10 protein-coding genes are annotated in these 23161 nt (G+C 40.3%); 2 read left to right on the forward strand and 8 right to left on the reverse strand.

The annotated features are described in order from the left end of the window. From B9N65_RS06710 to B9N65_RS06725, 4 genes are all read right to left on the reverse strand, one after another. Positions 1–1477 (reverse strand): retention module-containing protein (locus B9N65_RS06710; RefSeq protein ID WP_141083840.1); only part of this gene is annotated, 1477 nt, incomplete at its 3' end. 315 nt (positions 1478–1792) lie between these two features. After that, positions 1793–6244, reverse strand: coding sequence for a hypothetical protein (locus tag B9N65_RS11005; RefSeq protein ID WP_087583307.1), 4452 nt, complete (start codon positions 6242–6244; stop codon positions 1793–1795). Positions 6245–6404: 160 nt separating this feature from the next. Further along, the gene (locus B9N65_RS06720; protein ID WP_087583308.1) at positions 6405–7811 is read right to left on the reverse strand and encodes a hypothetical protein; all 1407 of its coding nucleotides are present in this window, start codon (positions 7809–7811) and stop codon (positions 6405–6407) included. Between the two features lie 173 nt (positions 7812–7984). Next, positions 7985–11185, reverse strand: a complete 3201-nt coding sequence (locus B9N65_RS06725; RefSeq protein WP_087583309.1) for a retention module-containing protein — start codon at positions 11183–11185, stop codon at positions 7985–7987. 361 nt (positions 11186–11546) lie between these two features. On the opposite strand from B9N65_RS06725, the gene B9N65_RS06730 reads away from it, so the two are divergent. Both B9N65_RS06730 and ilvD read left to right on the forward strand, forming a co-directional pair. Beyond that, positions 11547–12581, forward strand: a complete 1035-nt coding sequence (locus B9N65_RS06730) for a type II asparaginase (RefSeq protein WP_087583310.1) — start codon at positions 11547–11549, stop codon at positions 12579–12581. Between the two features lie 92 nt (positions 12582–12673). Then, a complete protein-coding gene (ilvD, locus tag B9N65_RS06735; RefSeq protein ID WP_087583311.1) occupies positions 12674–14347 on the forward strand; it encodes a dihydroxy-acid dehydratase in 1674 nt (557 codons plus the stop codon). A 35-nt stretch (positions 14348–14382) separates the two neighbouring features. Here ilvD and B9N65_RS06740 read toward each other — a convergent pair whose 3' ends face one another. The 4 genes from B9N65_RS06740 to B9N65_RS06755 all read right to left on the reverse strand — a co-directional run bounded on the left by B9N65_RS06740 (position 14383) and on the right by B9N65_RS06755 (position 23058). After that, the gene (locus B9N65_RS06740; protein ID WP_087583312.1) at positions 14383–15117 is read right to left on the reverse strand and encodes a hydroxymethylpyrimidine/phosphomethylpyrimidine kinase; all 735 of its coding nucleotides are present in this window, start codon (positions 15115–15117) and stop codon (positions 14383–14385) included. 87 nt (positions 15118–15204) lie between these two features. Further along, entirely contained in the window at positions 15205–15741 is a 537-nt protein-coding gene (locus tag B9N65_RS06745) for a hypothetical protein (protein WP_087583313.1), read from the reverse strand. A 149-nt stretch (positions 15742–15890) separates the two neighbouring features. Continuing rightward, complete coding sequence (locus B9N65_RS06750) at positions 15891–20030, reverse strand: Ig-like domain-containing protein (protein ID WP_087583314.1); 4140 nt, start codon at positions 20028–20030, stop codon at positions 15891–15893. A 130-nt stretch (positions 20031–20160) separates the two neighbouring features. After that, on the reverse strand, positions 20161–23058 hold the full coding sequence (locus B9N65_RS06755) for a retention module-containing protein (RefSeq protein WP_087583315.1): 2898 nt from the start codon (positions 23056–23058) through the stop codon (positions 20161–20163). Positions 23059–23161 lie beyond the last annotated feature (103 nt).

Raw genomic sequence — 23161 nt, forward strand, 5'->3', positions numbered from 1 at the left:
CGTTTTCAGCTTTATTTAGCTTGCCATCTTTTGGATTGATATCTTCAACAAATGTGATTGTTGGCTCTGATGGAGCTGTATGGTCGTTTGGATGAGTTAAGTTACTAGCATTTTCAGTATCGCTACCTTTATTACCTGCTTTGTCTGTTACTGTTGCTGTTATTGGATCGCCTGGGTTAAATGGCTTGGTTTCTATTGTAAAGCCACCATTGCCATCTGTTGTGCCTCTACCTATCTCGTTACCATCTTTATCTGTAATTACTACTAGAGCATTTGGCTCATCTGATTTACCAGTTACAATACCCTTATCTGCTTTACCGTCAGCTGGGTTATTAACATCTACTGGAGTTGCTGTTTCAACATCAACTGTTGGAGGAGTTGTATCTGTGTAAACTGTATTACCAGCTGTGCCATCACCTTTACCTGTGTTGCCAGCTTTATCAGTTACTTCTACTGTTACTTTATCACCTGGTTTGATTGGATCAGTTGTAACTTCGAAATTTCCTTTATCATCAGTTGTGCCAGTACCAATTGTTTTACCATCTTTAGTAACTACCACTGGAGCATTTGGCTCATCTGAATGACCTTTTACAATTCCTTTGTCTGGGTTGCCATCAGCTTTTTCGTTTGTGTCTACTGGAGTTACTTTAACGTCTTCAACTGTTGGAGGAGTTGTATCTGTGTAAACTGTATTACCAGCTGTGCCATCACCTTTACCTGTGTTGCCAGCTTTATCAGTTACTTCTACTGTTACTTTATCACCTGGTTTGATTGGATCAGTTGTAACTTCGAAATTTCCTTTATCATCAGTTGTGCCAGTACCAATTGTTTTACCATCTTTAGTAACTACCACTGGAGCATTTGGCTCATCTGAATGACCTTTTACAATTCCTTTGTCTGGGTTGCCATCAGCTTTTTCGTTTGTGTCTACTGGGTTAATAGAATTTATAGTTACTACTGGAGCTGTAGTGTCGATGTAAAAACCTGTGCCGCCGCCAGTGCCGCCATTATCTAGGCCGCCTCTTACACCTGTTTCTGGGCTAGCAAAACCAAAACCGCCCAACGAATTTATCGCACTTGTGCTAGCACTTATGTTTGAGTAGTGTCCGCCATGCTCAAATCTTGTCTCACCAAGGCTCATGCCATCACCACGACCACCGCTATTGCCGCCAGCTGCTGTTTCCTCTAAGTCGCCTAAATTTGCGCCATTTAATAAAGCTTTTTGAAGTGCTGCTACTTGTGAATCACCTGCAGTTGCCTTTGGATCGAGGCTTAGCGTATCTTCGCCGATCATTGATAGCTCTTTTCCATTATTTGTTGCTATCACAACCTTAGAATCAGCTGAAGTTGTTTTTACGCTCTCACCTTCATACAGGCTATCGCCAACTTTTAGTACTCTTTGGTTGCCACTTTTATCTACCGCGATAACCTCAGCAGAACCTGATATAGACTTAATTGTGCCTAGTTTCTTTGCCATGTTAATTCCTTTAGGGCTAAATTAATTTTAGCATTATTTTATAACTATTAGGAGAAATTGTAAATTGTACCTAGGTACAATATAGTTACATTATTTTATTATATGTTACATTTATAGAATTTTTTATAATTAATAGATGATATTTCTATGACGCTTATATAAATTTTAATTTTCTAGTAAGAATTGATTAATGATATTTTAAGTTACAAATGTTTTATTTGATCGTAGTAAATTTTAAAAGAATAATAGAATTTATAGAAAAAATATTTGCAAATTTATATAGAAAGAAATTTAGACCCAAAAAGGGTCTAAATTTTAAAGATCGACGTGGATGTTTTCTTTTACATCGATATAAGCTGTAGTTGTGCCGTAATTCGCTTCATATCTTTCAAAGCCATCTACTGCGTTGGCAGCAGATTTACTAAAGCCTTCAAGTTTTACTCCGCCACTTGCTTGAGTTATTTGAAGCAAATTATTACTATGTTCGTGTCCGACATCAAGCATATCAGCTATATCAAGAGCTTTTAGAGTGACCTTTTCATTGCTAGTAACCTTTAACTCTTCAAAGCTCTTAACCTTTGTAAAGTCTATCTGACCATCAACCAAAAGCGTATCGTGATCATAGCGACTTCTATTGTCTGAGTATCCACCAAGAATGCTAGTGCCACCCTCAAGCTTCATATCTTTAGATATAAAGACACTATCACTGCCATCCGATAGATCTATTTTAATATTAGTTAAGCTTCCAGATCTTAGCTCCAAATAATCTTTTGCATTTTCATGTCCACTCAAAATCCAGTTCGCATGGTGTTCAGCTGGCAAACCACTAGCTGATGCGTGAGTATCTTCAACTACCACATGCATTTCATTTATATAAGCCATGATATCTACATCTTTTAGGGTAGATGACTTTAAATTTATATCTGTATGATAAGTTTCTCCAAATGAAGGGACTCTACTGCCTCCATTTAGTTCTACATTATCAAGGTTTGAGCTATCTATATTTATAGTACCTTTTGATGATCCTGCATAGATCGCACTTTTTTCTGCTGATGTTGTTGAGTTAATGTCGGTGTATTTGATATTTATAACGTCTTCATCGCCTTTAATTAATTCATTACTAACCCATTGTATGGCACCATTAAACTTATTAGTATTAGTGCTTATGTGAATATCTGTCATTTTTACATGATCAGCTTTTGTACCTGTTATATTTAAGATATCGCTGTTAATGCCAAGATAGATGGTCTCTTTGTTAAAAACTCCACCATTTATGTTTATGACATCATTGTCAAAGCCTGTATTGATCTCAACTTTTTCGTGCGTTCCGCCATTTATATTTATAGTATCGTTTCCGTTATAGGTGTTGATAGTGACATTATTTAAATTTGAGCTCTTGATATCAATTTTATCTTTTCCTATATTAGTTCCAATATCAAGCCAATTTAAATTTGAACTATTGATATTGACCTCATTGTCTCCGGATATACCATATAATACTTCACCAAAATAGATCTTACTAGGATCTTCTCCTTCTTTATGACTTACGGTTGCATTGTTGAAATTTAAGACATTATCTCCATTTTTAAAAAACTCTACATCAAAGCGTTTGTCGTTGTGAAATTCGCTATTTACAGTTGTTATATGGTCATTATCTATGATACCACCATTATACGTATATTTAGCGTTATCTATACTATACTCTAAGATGACACTCTCGCTGTAGTAGTGATTGTTTTCAACGCCCTTATCTGCATCTTTAAATAACTTTTCTTTATCCCATTGATAATAAAATATTCCACTATCTTCATCTTCAGATAAAAGCTTGCCTTCATTTAGCTCTTTATCGTCTATTACATTTGCACGAACAACTACTTTGTTGATATCGCCCGCTCTTAGACCTTTTATGATGCCGCTACTATCTAGATCTATCCACTCTTTCCCGCCTATTGAGTACTGAATTTTATCGTAGTCTTTGCCGTAAGTCGCCTCGCCACTAAATTTAAGCTTTACATCGATTTTTTGATCCACATCGGCATCTGCTACATCACCCCTTAGCTCAAATATTAAATTGTTATGTTCCCACATATTCGTTATTTCAGGGTCTTCGATATTAAAGCCTTGTTTGCCATATATGCCTATGTTTTTTACATATTTTGAGTCATATTCATTTATATATTCTGGCTCTGGATCAGGCGTAGGATGTGGAGTTGGCTCAGGTTTTGGCTCTGGTTGCGGAGCTGGTTCTGGTTTTGGCTCAGGTTTAGGTTCTGGTTTTGGCTCTGGTTTTGGCTCTGGTTGTGGAGCTGGATTTACAGGCTCTACTGGCTCGACTGGCGTAGGCTCTGGCTTAGCGCCAAGATCGACATTGATACCATCTTTTACATCGATATAGCCTTTGACAGTATAAGATCTGCCGTTGTCTTGAAGACCAAAGTCGGCCTCATATCTTGTAAAGCCTTCTTTTAGACCTCTTCCATACTCTGAAAGCTTAAAGCCCGCTAGCTCTACTCCGCCAGCTGCCTCTGTAACTGTCAAGATATGTTTGCTATCATTATTTTTAATGTCAAGCATATCATATAGATCTTCTAGTTTTAGGCTGACCTTCTCTTTGCCAGTCACTTGTAGCTCTTCAAAGCTCTTAAATTTATTAAAATCAACATTGCCATCGATCACAAGTGTATCGGTCTCGTAGTTGGTGCCACCATTTATCGTAGTGTATCCATCAAGCTTCATAGCTTTTGAGACGACGACTTTATCTTCGCCGTTGCCAAGATTAACCGTCATATCATTTAAAGTGCCTGATTTTAGCTCTAAAGTATCATCTGTATCTGCGAAATTCCACTTTGTAGCATTTTCTGGGAAGTTGCCATTTACCTTTGTATCTTCAACTACTACGTGAGTTTTGTAGATAGTGTTGAGATTTACATCATCAAGAGTAGATGATTTTAAATTTAGATCGAAATTTAGTGGATTTCTATTTACATCGGTGCCTGTGTTGGTCTCTGTGCCTATGTTGATGCCCTTTAAAGTTGAGTTTTCAACATTTACGGTATTGTTTTTTGATTCGGCGATGATGTGGTTGGCTGAATTTTTGTATGTTGAGTCGATATCAGCGTATTTGATATTTATCTCATCTCTATCGCCTGAGCCAGTTCTTAGGTACATATCTGTCATTTTTACATGATCTTCTTTTGTGCCATTTAAATTTAATACATCGTTTCCGCTATCAAGCGTGAAGCCACTTTGATAAGGATCGGTGCCTATGTAAGTTCCGCCGTTTAAATTTACAGTGTCGTTGTCTGCGCCAGTTTCGACGTGAAGTCTCTCGTGTCTTCCGCCATTTATATTTATGGTGTCATCTCCGCCTTGAGTGTTGATATTTAGCCAGTTTAAATTTGAGTTATCGGCGTTAATAACATCTTTTCCATTGTTGTAATATACATTTTCACCAAATTCTATAGCACTAGCCACGTCGCCAGCTTTGTGGCTTATGGTTGCGTCTTTGAAATTTAATGTATTGTCGCCGTTATCTTTAAATTTAGCGTCAAAAGATGAGTTATTGTGAAATTCGCTAGTAACTGTGACGTTGTGATCGTTATCTACTATATATTCGCTATTTGTAGCTTTTGCGCTACCGACGCTAAATTCTAAAGTCACGCTCTCTTTAAAGTCGCCATTATTTTCTACGCCTTTGTCCGCGTCTTTGAAGATCTTGTTTGTAGTATCAAGCGTACCTTCGTTTTGATCGTGATCGTTTGCCACAGCGACACGCACGCTTACGTTGTTGATATCGCCTGCTCTAACGTCTTTTATCACGCCACTTTTATCAAGCGCTTGCCAAGTTTTGCCACCATCAAGCGAGTACTCTGCGTTTTCATAGTCTTTGCCAGCAGTTGCTTCTCCGCTAAATTTAAGCGTCACATCTACCTTTTTATCAGCGTCAGCCTCCGCTACTTCGCCTTTTAGGTTGTACTCTAGGTATGATTTGTCATTTGAGCTTCTTGGGTCTGAGCTCTTTTCATAGCCAAATTCTGACTTATCTTCAACTGAGATATTTTTAACTATATCTTTGCTCTCGTCAGGTTTAGGTTCTGGCTTAGGTTCTGGTTTAGGCTCAGGCTGTGGCTCCGGAGTTGGTTCAGGTTTAGGTTGTGGCTCTGGCTTTGGTTCTGGTTTTGGCTCTACTGGCTCAACCGGCTTTGGCTGCGGAGTTGGAGTTGGATTTTCTGGTTGTGATGGCTCAACTGGGGCTACAGGTGCAATGGCAGAATTTATATCACTATCTGAACCATCAAAAACATCACTACCGCCACCTTTTACCTCTTGGTTAGTTAGTTTTACAGCGCCAAAAGTATCTGAAAGTGATCTAAAGCTAGCTGATACATCAGAGCTCTCATGACCACCATGCTCAAACCTCGTCTCGCCAAGGCTCACGCCGTCTCCGCCTCTGCCACCGCTATTACCACCAGCGGCACTCTCCTCGAGATTTGCTAAATTTTCACCTTTTAAAAGGGCTTTTTGTATAGCTGCTACCTCTTTGTCTGAACTAAGATCGTTATTTAAATTTAGAGTTTCGCCATCTTTTAGCTCGAACTCTTTGCCGTCGTTTGATGCGATAGTTACCTTTGCGCCGTTTGCTTTAACAACGTCGCCCTCGTATAAACTATCTCCCGCGACAACAACTCTTTCGTTGCCATTTTTGTCTATAACTACTACTTCCTTGGAGCCAAGAATGTTTTTAATAACACCTACTTTAACAGCCATCGCTGCCTCCTTTAAAATCAATTTGACACATTATAAATATTTCTTTTAAATATAAAGTAATGTAAATATGATGTTAATTCTTAAAATTACGCTGTTGCAGTGGGTTTTAAAAATTAAATTTTTGATAAATTTAAATAAGATCCCAAAAGGGATCTAAAATTTAAAGATCGACGTGAATGTCCTCTTTTATATCTATATAGACTGTACCTTGACGATCACTACCGTCTGCTAAGTGCGTATTATAGGCACTTTCATATCTGTGGTAGCCATTTTCTGCTCCGCTAGTTTCGCTAAAACCATTAAGTTTTACAGTGCCATGGGCTTCACTAAATTTAACTACATTAGAGCCATTGTCTAAAATATCACTCAAATGAGCCACATCATTGCCATTTAATGTCACATAAGCACCGCTCGTTACTTTTAATTCTTCAAAACCAGAGACCTTTGAGAAGTCGATATTATTATCAAGTACAAGAGTATCATAGCCCTTGCCGCCAAATATTTGAGTATTATTATCTATATCTGTTCTTGTCATAGTTAAACTAACTGTATCGTCTCCGCCACCTAGATAAAATTTAGAATTTTTTATGATAGCTGATGTCACATTTAAAGTATCATTTTGATTATCTGAGAAGTAAAATTCGTTATTTTTACCATGAAATTCTGAGTCGTCTATATGCATATTGACCTTGTTGTTTCTGCCGTCAAATTTAACGTCACCCATAAATTTTGGCCCAAGAAAATTCATATCAAAAAGAGGCGTATGGACTAAATTTGCGTGCGAGCCTTTTATATCTATCTCGCCGTCTCCACCGCATACTTTTATATTCATAGTGGTCTTTTCGCCGTCGTTTGCTTCGATAGTAGTGTGTCCGTTAAAGATAGTGTTGTCCATATTTAGCGTATCTACTTCGTTTGGATTAGTAAAGCTAGAAAGAGAAATTTTCGTATCACCAAAAAAGCCCACCCAGTCGGTATTTATAGTGTCATTTCCTCCGCCAAGCCTTATATCTGCGCCATTTTTGATTTCACATCTTTGGATATCTATGACATCGTTATCTAGACCTGTATGAATGGCAGCATTTTCCATCGTCGCACCATAAATTTTCACGCTATCATCGCCGTTATTTGTGTATAAAAGCGTATGATCTTTTATGCCGACATTGTTTCTTATCTCTATCTCGTCATTGCCAGCCCCAGCGTCAAATCTCAGCCCTCTAACCTCGATATTATCGTGAATTCTTAGCTTATTATCGCCATCTCCTGCGTCTATCTTGGCATCATTTACGATAGATCTTGTCATATCGACTATGTCGTTGCCATTGTCAAAACGCACATCGTTTGCGCTCGTGGTTGCGTCTGCGATGTTTAAAATTTGATCCTGCGCTTTTGGCCTCGCGTCTGCCACCCTTTGTCCGTATAGCTCAGCAAGAAAATTCTTGGACTCAAGTATCTCAAGCGACTTTATCTCCTCTATGATCCTCACGTGAGGGTCATTTTGTCCGCCATTTTGGATCACGCCACCACTTAAATTTAACCCCTCTTTGTCGGCTACTTCTACGCTCATATTAATCCTTTCTTAAAAAAATTGACTTTTGGATTTTAATAAGCGTTTTTAAATCACATTGAAATATAAAATATATTGATCATCAAAAGAAATGCCTAAATTTAGGCTTTTTGTATAAAAAATTTTATTAAATGGAGCAAGGTGGGTTTAGACCCAAAAAATGGGTCTAAATTTTACATTAATTCGTTTACGTTAACGTCTTGTATAGTAAGCGTAAATGTCTGACCGCCATCATTTACGCTATATACATATCCGTTGCTAATTTCAGTAGAAGCATCTGCTACTTCAGATGAACCCTCTGTAAATGTACCAACACCTTTTACCCCTTTTACGATTAGCGATGTTGCACCTTCACCACCGACATTTTTTATAAAATCTACAATATCTGAAGTATGGTGAAATGTAAAGTCCTCATTTGCGTCTGACATATCAAGCACTTCAAAGCCACTTATCTTGCCGGCATTTGTCGTATTAAATGATGCGTCATGAACTTTTAGCGTATCTATGCCGTCACCTCCATTTATAGCAGTGCCATTTAGGCTTACGTCCTTGCCAAGATCGACTAAGTCGCTGCCGTCACCACCTGAAAGGTAGGTGTTAGTTAGTGTCACGTTATCAGCTATATTGATAGTGTCGTTGCCTTTACCTGAGTTGATGTTTGATGTATCATAGTCATGCGCAGCTTCGCCTGCAGCTGGACTTAAATTTACATTTGATGTGCCAGTTAGATCAGCGTTGATATTTATCGTATCGTCTCCACCTTGAGTGAAGATTTTAACATCAGTATTATCATGAGTGCCAGCTCCGATAGTCACACTATCGCCGTCATCTGCGGTATTTATAGTAACCCTTCTAAGCTCAGCGTTATCAATAGTCACGGTTTTTACACCAGCATTTCCAACACCTGCACCCTCTATGTTTGTATCAACTAGACCAGTAGCCTTTGCGACATTTAGCGTTACGTTGCCATTTTCAAGCATAATGTTTGAATCCACCATAGAGACGTCACCATCGACATTTACACGGTCATCTCCGCCGTTCGTGTAGATGATAGCCTTGTCAAATGAACTATTTCCAGAGACGTTAATAGTGTCATTTCCGCCGCCTGCGCCGATATATGTGCTATATCCATCATTTGAGATCATGGTGACATCTTTTAAATTTATCTCATCATCGCCATATCCAGTCTCAATGGCAGCGTTGTTAAATTTAGCGCCAGTAACATCTACGCTGTCTCTATCGTCACTTACTCCAGCATCAGCTGAGCTAGTGTTTATCTTGGTGTTTGAAATTTCAGCGCCTCTTTCGATAGTTAATGTATCTCTACCTTTGCCCATCTCTATGTAGTTTGAGTAAATTCCAGCTTGATTAGCTACTGGATTTGCCACGTGAGCTGGTGAGCTTATAGGGTCATTATGTACGGCGCTATTATTTTTTATTTCAGTGCTACCTTTGATAGTTAGGCTATCATCGCCCTCGCCTGTGTAGATATCCATGACATCTGCTTTAGCATCTTGAAGTACGATTTTATCATTGCCATTGCCACTTTTTATTTCAGAGTTATATATGCCTGCGCTGATGAAATTTAGCATGTCGCCTGTATCTGAGTCGCCAGAGTCGATATCAACTCTCCTAATGCTTGCATCAGTTACATTTATAGTGTCGTCGCCCTCACCTGTTTTTATAAAGCTATCAGTTCTGCTTCCTGCATACTCAGTCTCGTCAGTTGTTCCGTTATTAGTAACGTAAGCATACATGTCGCTTTTAATATTTACGGTGTCGTTATCAGCACCAGTATCTATTTTTGTATTTTTTATAAGCTGATGATTATCGCTTTTTTCGATATTTACAGTGTCGTTGCCACTTCCTGTTTTAAACAAGACATTGTCTAAAATAGTACTACCAAGGCTTGGACCAGAATCATCTTTTATAGTAAATACATCATTGCCATCATGACTTGTAAATCTTGTATCTGTTATAACAGTTCCATTTATATTGAGTGTATCTTGATTTTTTTCTCCGCCAGCGTTTCCAAGGTCTATCCTAGTGTTTTCTACAACAGCATCTTTTTCTGTATTAAACACATCATCGCCATCACCCATTTTTATGACATCATTGGCATTTTCTTTTAGATCATATAACCCACTTGAAAAATAGACTTCCTCTTTGATAGTTATAGTATCATCACCATCTTTTGTATCTATGATGGTTTTCATACTATCGCCATTGTCTGGGTCAGAATTTACAAGCGCAGGGTTTAAACCCTCTGTAGTCGCATCTATATTTTCTGTGATATTTACATTATCATCATTATCGATGATCTTGCCCTCAGCCTCGCCAGATGTGATAGCAGCGTTGTTTGTAGTCACGCTAAGAGTTACGCCCTCTTTATAAACGCCGTAGTCTTTTATGCCAGGAGCGATATTTGCGCCTAGATCCTCGCTGCTTGCGCCCTCGTTTTGGTTGCCAGCTGCTTGACCGTAGTCGTCTAGCGCCTGCACTCTAACCTTTACATTTGCGATATCGCTTGGTGCCACACCACTTATCGTGCCGCCATTTTGTATCGCAGTCCAGCTATTTCCACCATCAAGTGAGTACTCCATAGCGTTTGAGTAGTCTCTGCCTGCACTTGCACCACTTAAATTTAGTGTTAGATCAGTAGGTGTAGTTGAGCTTGTAGCAGCCGATAAGCCTAGATTATAGACTAGATACTCGTTTGGAGTTGCCTCTCTTGCCTCGCCGTTGCCATCAAGTGATACACTTAGTACAACAGGTGTTGCAGGTGTTGCTGGAGTAATAGGGCTAACTGGAGCCACTGGGGTTACTGGATTTGCTGGATTTGCTGGATTTTGCGGTGCAACACTATCGCCTTCGCCATTGTCGTTATTATCAGCATAACCGCCGATTAGGCTATTAAAAGAGTCAAAAGCTCTGTTTGCATCGGTTAAATTTCTAAAATTTTCATTGATATTTGCATAGTGGCCACCCTCAGCAAAGCTAGCAGCGCCTAGACTTACGCCATCTCCGCCAGCTCCACCAGCTGCTGCGTTACCACCAGCTGCTGTCTCTTCAATATCTGTGATGTTTGCGCCATTTAAAAGAGCGTTTTGAAGCGCTGCGATCTCTGGGTTAGCACTTTGTGCGTTTGCTACCTCTTTTGGATCAAGCGAGATAGTATCTTCGCCTACTACTGAGACTTCCTTGCCGTCATTTGCAACGATGACTACCTTCGCATCAGCTGAAGTTGTCTTTATGCTCTCGCCCTCGTACAAGCTATCGCCAACTTTTAGAATTCTCTCATTTCCACTTTTATCAACTGCGATCACTTCAGTTTGACCTGAAATTGATTTTATACTTCCTAGTTTTGCTGCCATGTTCATCCTTGTTAAATTTTTTCTCGCATTTTAATGAATTTTATAATTCATGTATATTGTACCCAGGTACAATAAGGCCCTTAAATTCGGTATTTATGACACATATATGACAATTTTACGTTATCAATTTCTATATCATTTTGATCAAAATAAGGCAAATTTCATTTTATCTGTCTTATCTTTTAAGAGAGAGTTAAATTTAACGTGTGCTTTTTGTGATAAAATGAGCGAAAATAATATTTTTTAAATTTATAAAAATATTTTAGAAATTTATTTGAGCTACTTTATTTTTTGTCTATTTGCTTGGTTTGGTATTACGAAAATTTAAAAATGCGTAAAATTTCTTACTAGGAGGATAGCTATGAAAAAGCTAGTTTTATTGATATGTATTCTAGTTGCTTCGCTCTATGCAAAGCCAAACGTCGTCATCTTAGCCACAGGCGGCACTATCGCAGGAAGTGCTAGTGGCGCGACAAATGCCCAGTACGACGCGGCCCAACTTGGCGTCGATATCCTCATCAAAGCCGTGCCTGAGATAGCAAATTTAGCAAATGTAAAAGGCGAGCAAGTCGCCAACATCAGCTCAAACAACATGACTGATGAAATTTGGCTAAAGCTTGCAAAACGCGTAAATGAGCTACTTGCCAGCAAAGACGTGGATGGCATCGTCATAACTCACGGCACCGACACCCTTGAAGAGACTGCTTACTTTTTAAATTTGGTCGTCAAGTCAGACAAGCCTGTAGTTTTGGTAGGTGCTATGAGAAGTGCCACATCTATGAGCGCTGATGGTCCGCTAAATTTATATAACGCTGTAAGCGTAGCAGCTAGCAAAGAAAGCGCAGGTATTGGCGTTTTAGTCGTGCTAAATGACGAGATCAACGCCGCTAGAGAGGTTACAAAAACAAACACCTCATCAGTCGATACATTTAAGTCAAGAAACACCGGCGCCATCGGCAGGGTCTATTATGGTAAGGTCGTTTACAGCACAAAAAGCCTCAAAAAACACACCGCAAACAGCGTCTTTGACGTAAGCAAGCTAGAGGCCTTACCAAGGGTTGATATCATCTACTCACACGCAAATGACTACGGCGATATCACAAAACACCTGATAGATGTCGGCTCAAAGGGCATCATCCACGCAGGCACAGGTAACGGCAGCGTCCACAACAACGTATTTACCGTGCTTCAAGAGGCAAATGCCAAAGGCATAAAAATAGTAAGAAGCGCTATCGTTGGCAGCGGCTACGTGGATAGCAGTAAAAAGATGGATGATAATGGAAATTTCATCACAGCAAGCGATCTAAACCCGCAAAAGGCTAGAATTTTACTCATGCTAGCTCTCACAAAGACGAGCGACACCAAAGAAATTCAAAAATTCTTTGATGAATACTAAAATTTACTTGGCTGCCATGCGCGGCCAAGCTTTAAAATTTTTGATACTTTAGATGTGATAAAATCCTCTCAAATTTTAAAAAAGGATCAAATTTGAGAAGCGATATAATCAAAAAAGGCTACACAAGAGCCCCACACCGCTCACTTTTACGTGCGACTGGGCTAAAAGACGAGGACTTTGCTAAGCCATTTATCGGTGTTGCAAACAGCTTTATAGAGATCATCCCTGGGCACTTTTTCTTAAACAAATACGCACAAATTTTAAAAGATGAAATTCGCAAAAATGGCTGTGTGCCGTTTGAGTTTAACTGCATCGGCGTGGATGACGGCATAGCGATGGGGCATAAGGGCATGCTATATAGCTTGCCTAGCCGCGAGATCATCGCAAATTCTATTGAGACCGTGATGAACGCGCACGCACTTGACGCGCTTGTTTGTATGCCAAACTGCGATAAGATCGTCCCTGGCATGGTTATGGGCGCTTTAAGGGTCAATGTCCCAACCATTTTCGTAAGCGGCGGCCCTATGAAAAAAGGTCACACAAAAGATGGCAGGCCGATCGATCTTGCGACTGCGTTTGAGGCGGTTGGCAAATTTGAGACCAAAGAGATAGACGAGGCTGAGCTAAGAGATATCGAGTGCAACGCATGTCCAAGTGGCGGCAGCTGCAGCGGTATGTTTACGGCAAATTCTATGAACACGCTTTGCGAAGCGATGGGCATAGCGCTCCCTGGCAACGGCACCATCCTAGCGCTAACTCCAGAGCGTGAGGAGCTCATCAGGCAAGCTGCTCGCAGGATCTGCCAGATCGCCCTTGATGAGAAATTTAAGATAAGAAACATACTAAATGAAAAGGCGATCCGCAACGCGCTTGTCGTTGATATGGCGATGGGCGGCAGTAGCAACACCGTCCTTCACATGCTAGCCATCTCAAGAGAAGCTGGCGTAAATTTAGATATAAAAGAGCTAAATAAGATCAGCCAAAACATCGCTCACATCGCTAAGATCAGCCCAAGCTTGCCAAACGTGCATATGGAGGATGTCGGCAGAGCTGGCGGTATGAATGCAGTGATAAAAGAAATTTCACGAAGAGACCACGGCATGCTAAATTTGGACAACCTAACAGTTAGCGGCGAGACTTTGGGCGAGCGCGTACGTGCCAGCGACATCAAAGACGAAAGCATCATTCATAAGGTAGAAAATGCCTATTCTCAAGTTGGCGGACTTGCCATTTTGTTTGGAAATTTAGCCGAGCAAGGCTGTGTCATCAAGACAGCTGGCATCGTTGGCGAGCGTAAATTTAGCGGCAAAGCGGTCTGCTTTAACTCACAAGATGAAGCTATAGCTGGCATCTCAAGTGGCAAAGTAGATAAAGGTGACGTCGTCGTCATACGCTACGAAGGCCCACGCGGAGGCCCTGGCATGCAAGAGATGCTAAGCCCTACTTCGCTCATCATGGGACGAGGCCTTGGCGCGGACGTGGCGCTCATCACAGATGGTCGCTTTAGCGGGGCGACAAGGGGTCTAAGCATCGGCCACGTAAGCCCAGAAGCGGCTGAGGGCGGCATGATAGGCTTGCTACGAGACGGCGACATCATCGATATAGACGTCGATAAATACGAGATAAACGTTCGCCTAAGCGAAGCTGAGATCGCAAAAAGAAGAGCGGAATTTAAGCCAGTCGATAAGGCGCTAACCTCTCGCTGGCTAAGGCAGTATCAAAAACTAGTCACAAACGCAAGCAACGGAGCGATACTAGAGGCATAAATTATCAAATTTAAGCCTAAATTTTAGGCTTAAATTTACTTCGCTCCATGCCAAAGAAGGCGGTTTTTGCCTAGCTTTGTGTCGATACTCTCTTTTATAATGGAGCAGATATACTCTTTTGAAAGCCCTATGGCCTCCTCCAAGCTCTTGCCCTTTGCAAGGTAGCAAGCAAGCGCCGTTGAGAAAGTGCAACCAGTGCCGCTCATCACAAGCGGACTAGCAAGTGGAGTTTTGAAATTTTGCAGCGAGCCATCTTTTCTATAAAGCGTATCTATGCTATTTCCCTCGCTCACTCGCTTTTTCACGATGATATCGCAAGGCAGATCTTTGAAATTTCCACCAAAAAGGACATTTGCCTCGTCTAAATTTGGCGTGGCGACGGTGGCAAGCTTCATTAGCTCTTTTAGCTTTTCTACTGCGCTATCTTTTATGAGCTTGTGGCCGCTCTTTGAGACGCAGACTGGATCAAGCACGATCTTGCACTTTTGAGTGAGCAAAAACTCATGCACCACATCCATTATCTCCTCGCTAAAGAGCATACCGATCTTTATGGCATCAAAGCTAAATTCCTCCGCAAGCGTGCTAAGCTCATCTTTAACAAAGCTAGGCTCTAAACAAACTACGCTTTTTATCGCGTCTGTGGTCTCAGCAACTAGCGAAGTGACTGCCGTTGCGCTGTAACAATTTAACCTAGCGCATGTCTTTATATCAGCCTGAAGCCCTGCCGTGCCGCTATTGCAAGAGCCTGCGATGATTAAAATTTTCTTCATCGTTTTCCTTTTGTAAATTTTGGCTTATTATAAGATATGTTAGTTAAATTTGAGTTTTTAAAAGGATTTGAGCCAAGAGGCTCAAATTTATGAAAGTTTGTTTAGATCGTTATCGATCTCGATATATATCGTAGTTGCATCAAAATTTGCATGCTCGTAAGAGTTATCTACTTTTAGCTCGTTTGAGTCAGATAAAATCTCATCATTGGTGCTATGCTTGTGCGCTAAATTTTCACTGCTCTCAAGGCTATTTGAGCTATTTTCAGCCTCATTTGGCTGCGTTTTTGCAAACATATCTTCTACTTTTTCATTCATCTGATCAAGTATCTCAGCGTAGTTTTCTCCAAGAAGCGCTCTAAAAAGCGCGTCAGTATCGATGCTATTTTCAGCGCTAGTATCAGCACTTACCACGCTACTATCAAGCCATATCGTGTCATATCCATTTAGTGATATATCGCTACCATCCACTGCTGTGATAGTCACGCTAGCACTTTGGCTCTCACCCTTTATACTCTCACCTATATAAACCTCATCATCTACGTTTAGAACTCTTACACGGTCGTTTTTATCTATCGCTATAACATCAGATGTGACGCTTTTTACCTTACCGGCTACAGCTGCCATCTTTATTCCTTACTTTTATTTTTTGATTTATTCTAGTGTTTTTTATTAAATTTGTATATTGTACTTTGGTACAAAGATGGTTTTAAGAGCGTTTTTTGGGAGTAAAAATAGAAATTTAAAAGAAGAATTTGGGCTAAAAAGCCCAAATTTTATACAAGTTGTTTGTTTATGTCGTTATCGACATCTATATAGATAGTTGTTGCTGTGCTTGTTTGACCCTCATATCTTGTATATCCATGCTCAACACCACTTTGATCTGTAGCCTCAGTAAATCCTTTTAATGAAACGCTATCTTTGTTATCGCCACTTATTTTTAAGATAGTATTTACATCATCAGTGATGCTAAATACATTATCTGCTTTTAAATTTAGTAGCTTAACAGCTTGGTTGTCATTGCCATGCTCATCCATGCCAAGTTGGATCTCTTCAAAACTCTTGATCGCATTAGTTAAAGACTTATTATCTATCTTATCAAAGTCGATAGTGCCATCCTTTGCCACTGGACGCATGATAAGTGTATCTGTACCAGTGCCGCCATCTAGGCTTTGAGATAGAGCTACTCTTGGATTATCAAAGGTAAATACAACCTTATCATCGCCAGCGCCAGCATTTACTAGATCGCCTTTGTTCATGCCAGTATAGCCACTTCTGCCAGCGTCGATGTAGTCGTTGCCACTTCCTGTGGTTATGACGTCGTTGTTATCGCCAGTGATGATTACGTTGTTGCCATTGCCTGTGCGAATTTCATTTTCACCGCGTCCTGCATGTATGACGTTATCGCCGTTTCCAACATTGATGATGTCATTGCCTTCACTTGTTGTGATGACATTGTTATTGTTGTTATTTTTTGCATCTACTATTGTATTTTTAGCGATATCAGAAATTTGTAGATAGACATCACTTGCTTTTACATCGCCGTTAAATACTGCTTCGAAATTTCCATTATCATCAAGCGTTACAGAATTTGCAGTTATGATGTGTCCATCAGCACCTCTTAGTGTGATGCTATCTTTTAGAGCTATGCCTTTTACTGCCTCTTCAAAGTGTTCTCTTAATGTGTAGCTTGCACCAACTCCATTTTCACTTAAATTTCCACTCCATGTGGTTTTATTTGCAGCTGCATCGTAGTGTAATTTTGACTCATTTATCGTTGCAGCTGTTGCATCGATCGTAAATTTAATAGAGTTGTAAAGCAGCTCATCTCCACCTTGATATTTACCATCGATAGAAATTTTATAAACGCCATCAGCCATTTTGCCAGCGGCATCAAGTCTGTTGTTATAGCCTGTAAGTCTATTGTAGTGATCAGGCGTTACATTGCCTATTGGTTTTTCTATCGCTTGAGATAATAGATCTTTTGAAACACCTTTATCAACGTTAGTTGCTACAAATCTAACATCACCAGTGCCCCATGTTATGCCTCTACCGCTATTTAAAAACTCGCTTACAGTTTGATTTTGGCTAGCATTACCAGCTGTTGTGTCCTCTGGGATAACAGCTCTTAGGTATGGGATAGCGTCGTTTGAAACGATCCTTGAACCATCAGCCCTAAAGCCACTCTCACTCATCTCCATAGTGCCCCACAACTTCTCAGCTGAGCGGTTATTTGCGTTTGTAGTTGTATCGTTGCCGTTTTCAAACTGCGTCATAGTTGGAACTAAAATTTCATTTACATGAGTATATTTTGTACCAGCTTTATCAGTCATCTCAACTTCTATCTTATCGCCTAGTTTTATCTTGTGATCGTACTCAAAGCTTAGCACACCATTGGTTGGTTTAGTTGTGCCAACAGAGATTACGTTAGTATTTCCATCAGCTGTTACAATTTTTATACTCTCGATCTTATCGCCATCCTCATAGTTTTTGAGGTTAAAATTGATCGTATGGTGTTGCCCCTCTTCATCATTTTCGATGATCTTGATGTTTTCTACAGTAACTGGAGTCTTATCAACTACAAATTCGCTAACTATCGTGCTCTTATCACCATTTGCAAAGACAGCAGTTGCTTTGATCTTGTAGTTGCCATCCTCTAAGATATCAGATGTGACTTCAAATTTACCATTTGAAAATTCGCTTTTGCTAAGCACTTTTGTAAAGACCTTATGTCCGTCTTTATCAAGCACAACGATCTCAGCGCTAGCTGCGTCTTTATCTATACTGCCCGTAAATGTCGGAGTCTTGTCGCTTAGTACTGGTAGTGGGGAGCTAGTTGAAAATTTACCAGTTTGCTCTATATCCTTAGTTGTGTACTCATAATATTTAGTTGCGTCATTTATGCCGGTATTTGCATCTTTGTTGTTAGCACTACCGCTTGTGTCATTATCTATCGCGTCTATTAGGTCTGTCGCGACATTTATCTTATTAGTTGATTCTGCCTGCGCCTCGTTGCCTACAAAGTCGCTAACTTTAGCTGTATATGTCGCTTTTGGATCGCTTATTTTAAACTCAACTTCATATTTGCCATCTACCACTTTAGCTGTATGGCTCTCGCCTGTACTTGACGTGACAGTTACGATCTGTCCGTCTTCTACATTATCCACAGTTCCTGTGATCTTTTGAGTTATTTTATAGACATTTCTTGTTACTGTATCTACGTAGCTGTCAAAGTCGGTTGAATTTAGTTTTATACCACTTGCCTCTGAGCCAAGTATGCTCTCAGGTCCGCCATCTTTTGAAACTGTTAGTTTTAACCTGCCCCAAAAGATATAGTTTGCGTAGCTCATATCAAAGTCATAGTATCCTGCTTTATCAACATGTAAAGTTGTAACTGTGGCTCTATTTCCCGAGTGGATAGTGTCATAATCAACCATAGTAACGCCATCAACCTTAAATCTCACGCTATCATCAGTGCCTTTTGCGTCAAATTTATAATCCCCTGGCTCAAGATACATAGTGCCTTTTAAATTTACCATCGCACCAGCTGTTGTGTTTTTGCCATTAGGAGCATCTCTTACGATATGAATATCGCTACCTTTTGCGTTGTCGATAAAGTACTCAAGCGCTTTGAAATTTGGAGCTACCCATTCATTATTTGGAGTTACTACATTACCATCAAGATCGACCTTGCCTATCATATTATGAGCGCCGTCAAGTCCTGAGACTGTTCCAGCATCGTTATCAGTGTTATCCCTATCTCCACCTTTACCTTGTTGGAAATTTAGCTCTTTTGCTTTAAAGCTTGCCCAAGGCTTAGTGTTGTTCATATAGTATTCGACAAAATCATTTTGCTTCATGCCGTTATGAGCGTATGTTGTATTATTAAAGGCATAAGGTCTTAGCTCAGTACCGCTTACGCCTTCTTCATAGATGTGGTTAAACCAGAAATTTCCTTTTAGTCCGCTACTCATCTCAGACTCTTTAACAAGGCTCATCTCTGTTTCAACGTTTATAGTTATTTTTGCAACTGTATCAAGCACAAAATTACCAGTATCGGTTGCAGTATTGCCGTCTCTTCCAGTTGCTACTATTTTTACTTCATAGTCGCCATCATGGCTACCATTTACGCTTAACTCATTAGTTGTAAATTTAAATTTACCATCAGCATAGTCGCTTGGATTTAGAGTTTTTGTAAAGACTTCGTGTCCGTTCTTATCAAGTACGCTAACAACCGCTCTTACAGCAGTAGGTTCAACTGTGCCGCTTATAGTTGGAGTAGCGTCATTTGTGCGAGGTACGCTTGGCGCATCTAAGCTATAATCCCCAGTTATAGTGCCAAAATCATCAGTTAAAGTTTTGATATCAACGCTGATTGGAGGTATGACTGGCGCAACAGGAGTTGCATTGCCTGCGTCATTGCCATCATTGTAGCCGCCGATTGAGTTTTCTGGAGTTTGAAAAGCTCTGTTTGAATCAGGTAAATTTCTATAATCATCAGTAATGTTTGAGTAGTGACCGCCCTCTTCAAAGCTTGCAGCACCTAAGCTTATGCCGTCTCCACCAGCGTTGCCACCTTGGTTACCACCAGCTGCAGTCTCTTCAAGATCAGTGATGTTTGCACCATCAAGAAGTGCTTTTTGGATAGCGCTTACATCAGCTACGCTATCATCACCAAAGCTATCGTTGTGAGCTACGCTCTTGTCTAAATTTAGGGTATCTTTTCCGATGATCGCGATATCTTTGCCATCGTTTGCAGTTATGACTACTTTTGAGTCAATATCAGTTGTTTGTATAGTCTCACCAAGAAAAATTTCATCGCCTACTTTTAACACTCTTTGTGTGCCATCCTTTGCAGTTGCGATTACGCTTGATCCTTGTGAGATGCTTTTGATTACGCCTATCCTTGTTGCCATTTTACTTCCTTATCTAAAAATTTTGAACGTATTTTAATATCTTGAAAGAGCTTTGTCTATTGTACTATGGTACTAAATTTTGAAATTTTGTAAGAATTTGCCCTAGTTTTGGGATACTAGGGCATGAAATTTAAGAGTGTAAGACTATTTCGTCTTTTATCTCGATGGTAAATGTCGTGCCATTAGACGTTGCTGAGAATTCTCTGTATCCCTCAGAATTTACCCCACCTTTGCTAAAGGCTGACATATCTACTTGATCACCCGCCTCGCCATCTATCCTAAGAGTGTTATTAAGATTTCCGCGAGTGATATTTAGCACGTCATTTATAGTTAAATTTAGCGTTACGTTGTTTTCGCTGCCACCAAGAGTAAGTTTTTCAAAGCCAGCTACCTTGCTAAAGTCGATATTTCCAGCAAGATCTAGCGTATCAGTGCCTGCTCCACCTTGAATGATGATGCCGTCACGTTCTAAATGGCCAGATCCGCCTCTAAAAGACATAGCATCGTCATTAACAACTGCATCTTTGCCGATATGTATGATGTCATCGCCACTACCTAGGTTAATAGCACTTACGCCAGGGCTATACATACCGCCCCCTGCTTTTTCTAGACCGCCATTTAAATTTACAACGTCATTACCATCACCCATTTCTATACCAGCATTTTTAAGCACAGCCCCCTTGTCGATATTTAGTGTATCGTCTCCTGCACCCATTCTTACGCCAACATAGTGGCTAACTAGGTTATTATCGCTACTCGTATAAGTACCACCAAGTGTAGTGCCTGCACCAAATGTTATAGTATCGTTGCCATCAGCAGTATCTATGCTTAAGCCACCAGATTTGTTTTCGCCATTGAAATTTATGGTGTCATTGCCCTTTCCGGTATCTATATCGGCATAGCTTGAAGCGTCAGCCTTGCTTAGAATATTACCACCATTTAAATTTATCGTATCGTCGCCGTCTCCGTACCTTAAACCAACCCTATTTGTAGCGGTTAAATTTGATATGTTTGCAACTGATGAGACGCCGCTAAATGAACCAATACTAGCTTGATCTACTGTAATATCATCTATAACGATATCTTTAGATGAAAAGTAGTTAGCGCCCCCAGTATATGATCCGCCTTTTACTTCAAGATGATCTTGTGCATTAGCTGTGACGTGATCTCCTATGATATTAGTAAGTTTGACATTTTGCACGCCAAGATTGACGTCTGCGGCGGTATTTACGCCAAAATTTATCTCTACATTTCTAAATGTAGAGTCTGAAAATTCTATATTACTAGTTTCGCCAGCTTTTGTGTAGCTAGTTGCAGTATCTAAGCGAACATCTTCTAAGGTCACATGACTTCCCTTGGCGGTATTTTCTCCAGCGTTCATATTTATAAATACTTTTTCAACTTTTACGCCATCTTTAAAATTTACATTGTCGTCGCCATCTCCCATAGAAACAGTGTTTTTATTTCTCCAGTCAGAGCCTATGCCGGTAATATTTGCATTTATATTTAGCTCATTAGTGCCTGAGGCATCATGTGCGTTGTAGCTTGGATCATTTGTTGTTGCACCAAGATTAATTGAAGCTTTGTTCATGGTTAGATTAGCATTGATATTTACCACATCATCGCCACTATAAAGATCTATACTTGTACTATTAGCGTTTGAGCCGCTATTTGCTGTGCCACTAATAGTAACCTCTTTATCAAAATTTACCACGTCGTTACCAGAGCCAGTATCTAAGTGTAAATTTTCTAAATTTGCTTTTATACTAACTGTATCATCACCATCATTTGTATTTAAATTTGTATAGTTTGCGATATTGCCTTTGATATCTTTATTTAGCTCGATGTTGTCGTCATTATCTATTATTTTGCCTTCAGTCATATTTGCATTAGTTGTTGGTAGCAGGTAGCTACTGCTTGGCGTGACACTTAGTTTCACGCCCTCTTTAAATACAGCAAAATTATCAACCATATCAGTTTTTTGTACGTTGTCGATAGTCATGCCTTGAGGACCAGTGTTCTCACCCTCGTTTTGGTTATGATGCAAAGGACCTTTTGTGGTATCTTGGCCGTTATCGTCAAGCACCTTTATCCTTACTTGCACTTTTGAGATATCTTCTATATTTACGCCAGTTATCGTGTAGCCTGATAGTGGATGAAATGTCGCACCATTGTCAGTTGAGTATTCAACCACGTTTGAATAATCCTCTCCTCTAGTGCCACCGAGGAAATTTAAACCTAGATCTGTAGTCTCACCGCTTGGGCTTACTGGAGTGCCTGATAGACCTAGTTTATAAACAAGGTAGTGTCCGCCCTCGCCGTTTGCCCCTGCGCCGCTCTCTCTTACCTCGCTAGTAGCAGGATCGATGCTAGTAGTGATCTCTACTGCGCCAGGACGAGGCGTGATGACTGGAGGATTAGCAGGTGAAGGAGTGCCTGGAGTTACAGTGACGCCAGGAGTGCTTGGTGTGCTTGGAGTTGGTGGCGTTACTGGGGTACTCGGCGTGACAGGCGTAGCTGGTGAGATAGGAGTTGTCGTATCCGCATCTGTGCCTGCATCGTTATAGCCACCTATTGAGTTTTCTGGAGTTTGAAAAGCTCTATTTGCGTCGGTTAAATTTCTATAGTTTTCATTGATATTTGAGTAGTGGCCGCCCTCAGCAAAGCTTGCGGCTCCCAAGCTCACGCCATCTCCAGTAGCATTGCCACCGCCTTGGTTGCCACCAGCTGCAGTCTCTTCAAGGTCTGTGATGTTTGCGCCGTTTAACAAGGCTTTTTGGATAGAGGCTATCTCTGGGTTGTCACTAAGTGCATTTGCCTCTTTATCTAGGCTCAGACTTTCGCCGTTTTGCAAGCTGACCTCTTTTCCGTCGTTTGCTGCGATCACTGCTTTTGCAGAGCCATTAGCCTTTATAGTTTCGCCTTCAAAAATGCTATCGCCCACCTTCAAGACTCTTTCGTTGCCGCTTTTATCAACAGCTACGATTTCACCGCCTAGGATATTTTTGATAACGCCTAACTTTTGCATCTTAGTGCCTCCCTTTGGATTTTATTGATCTATATCAAGATTTTAGCTAAGAAAAAAAATTAGTTATATTGTACTTTGGTACAATACCCTTAAGAAAAGCCTA

Origin of the sequence: Campylobacter concisus, from assembly GCF_002165815.1 — a bacterium.
Classification (GTDB): domain Bacteria; phylum Campylobacterota; class Campylobacteria; order Campylobacterales; family Campylobacteraceae; genus Campylobacter_A; species Campylobacter_A concisus_BH.

What these genes read in the sequence shown, in the direction of transcription:
- B9N65_RS11005 (WP_087583307.1), bottom strand. Translation starts at nt 6,244, where the DNA reads ATGGCTGTTAAAGTAGGTGTTATTAAAAACATTCTTGGCTCCAAGGAA.
- B9N65_RS06720 (WP_087583308.1), bottom strand. Translation starts at nt 7,811, where the DNA reads ATGAGCGTAGAAGTAGCCGACAAAGAGGGGTTAAATTTAAGTGGTGGC.
- B9N65_RS06725 (WP_087583309.1), bottom strand. Translation starts at nt 11,185, where the DNA reads ATGGCAGCAAAACTAGGAAGTATAAAATCAATTTCAGGTCAAACTGAA.
- B9N65_RS06730 (WP_087583310.1), top strand. Translation starts at nt 11,547, where the DNA reads ATGAAAAAGCTAGTTTTATTGATATGTATTCTAGTTGCTTCGCTCTAT.
- B9N65_RS06740 (WP_087583312.1), bottom strand. Translation starts at nt 15,117, where the DNA reads ATGAAGAAAATTTTAATCATCGCAGGCTCTTGCAATAGCGGCACGGCA.
- B9N65_RS06745 (WP_087583313.1), bottom strand. Translation starts at nt 15,741, where the DNA reads ATGGCAGCTGTAGCCGGTAAGGTAAAAAGCGTCACATCTGATGTTATA.
- B9N65_RS06750 (WP_087583314.1), bottom strand. Translation starts at nt 20,030, where the DNA reads ATGGCAACAAGGATAGGCGTAATCAAAAGCATCTCACAAGGATCAAGC.
- B9N65_RS06755 (WP_087583315.1), bottom strand. Translation starts at nt 23,058, where the DNA reads ATGCAAAAGTTAGGCGTTATCAAAAATATCCTAGGCGGTGAAATCGTA.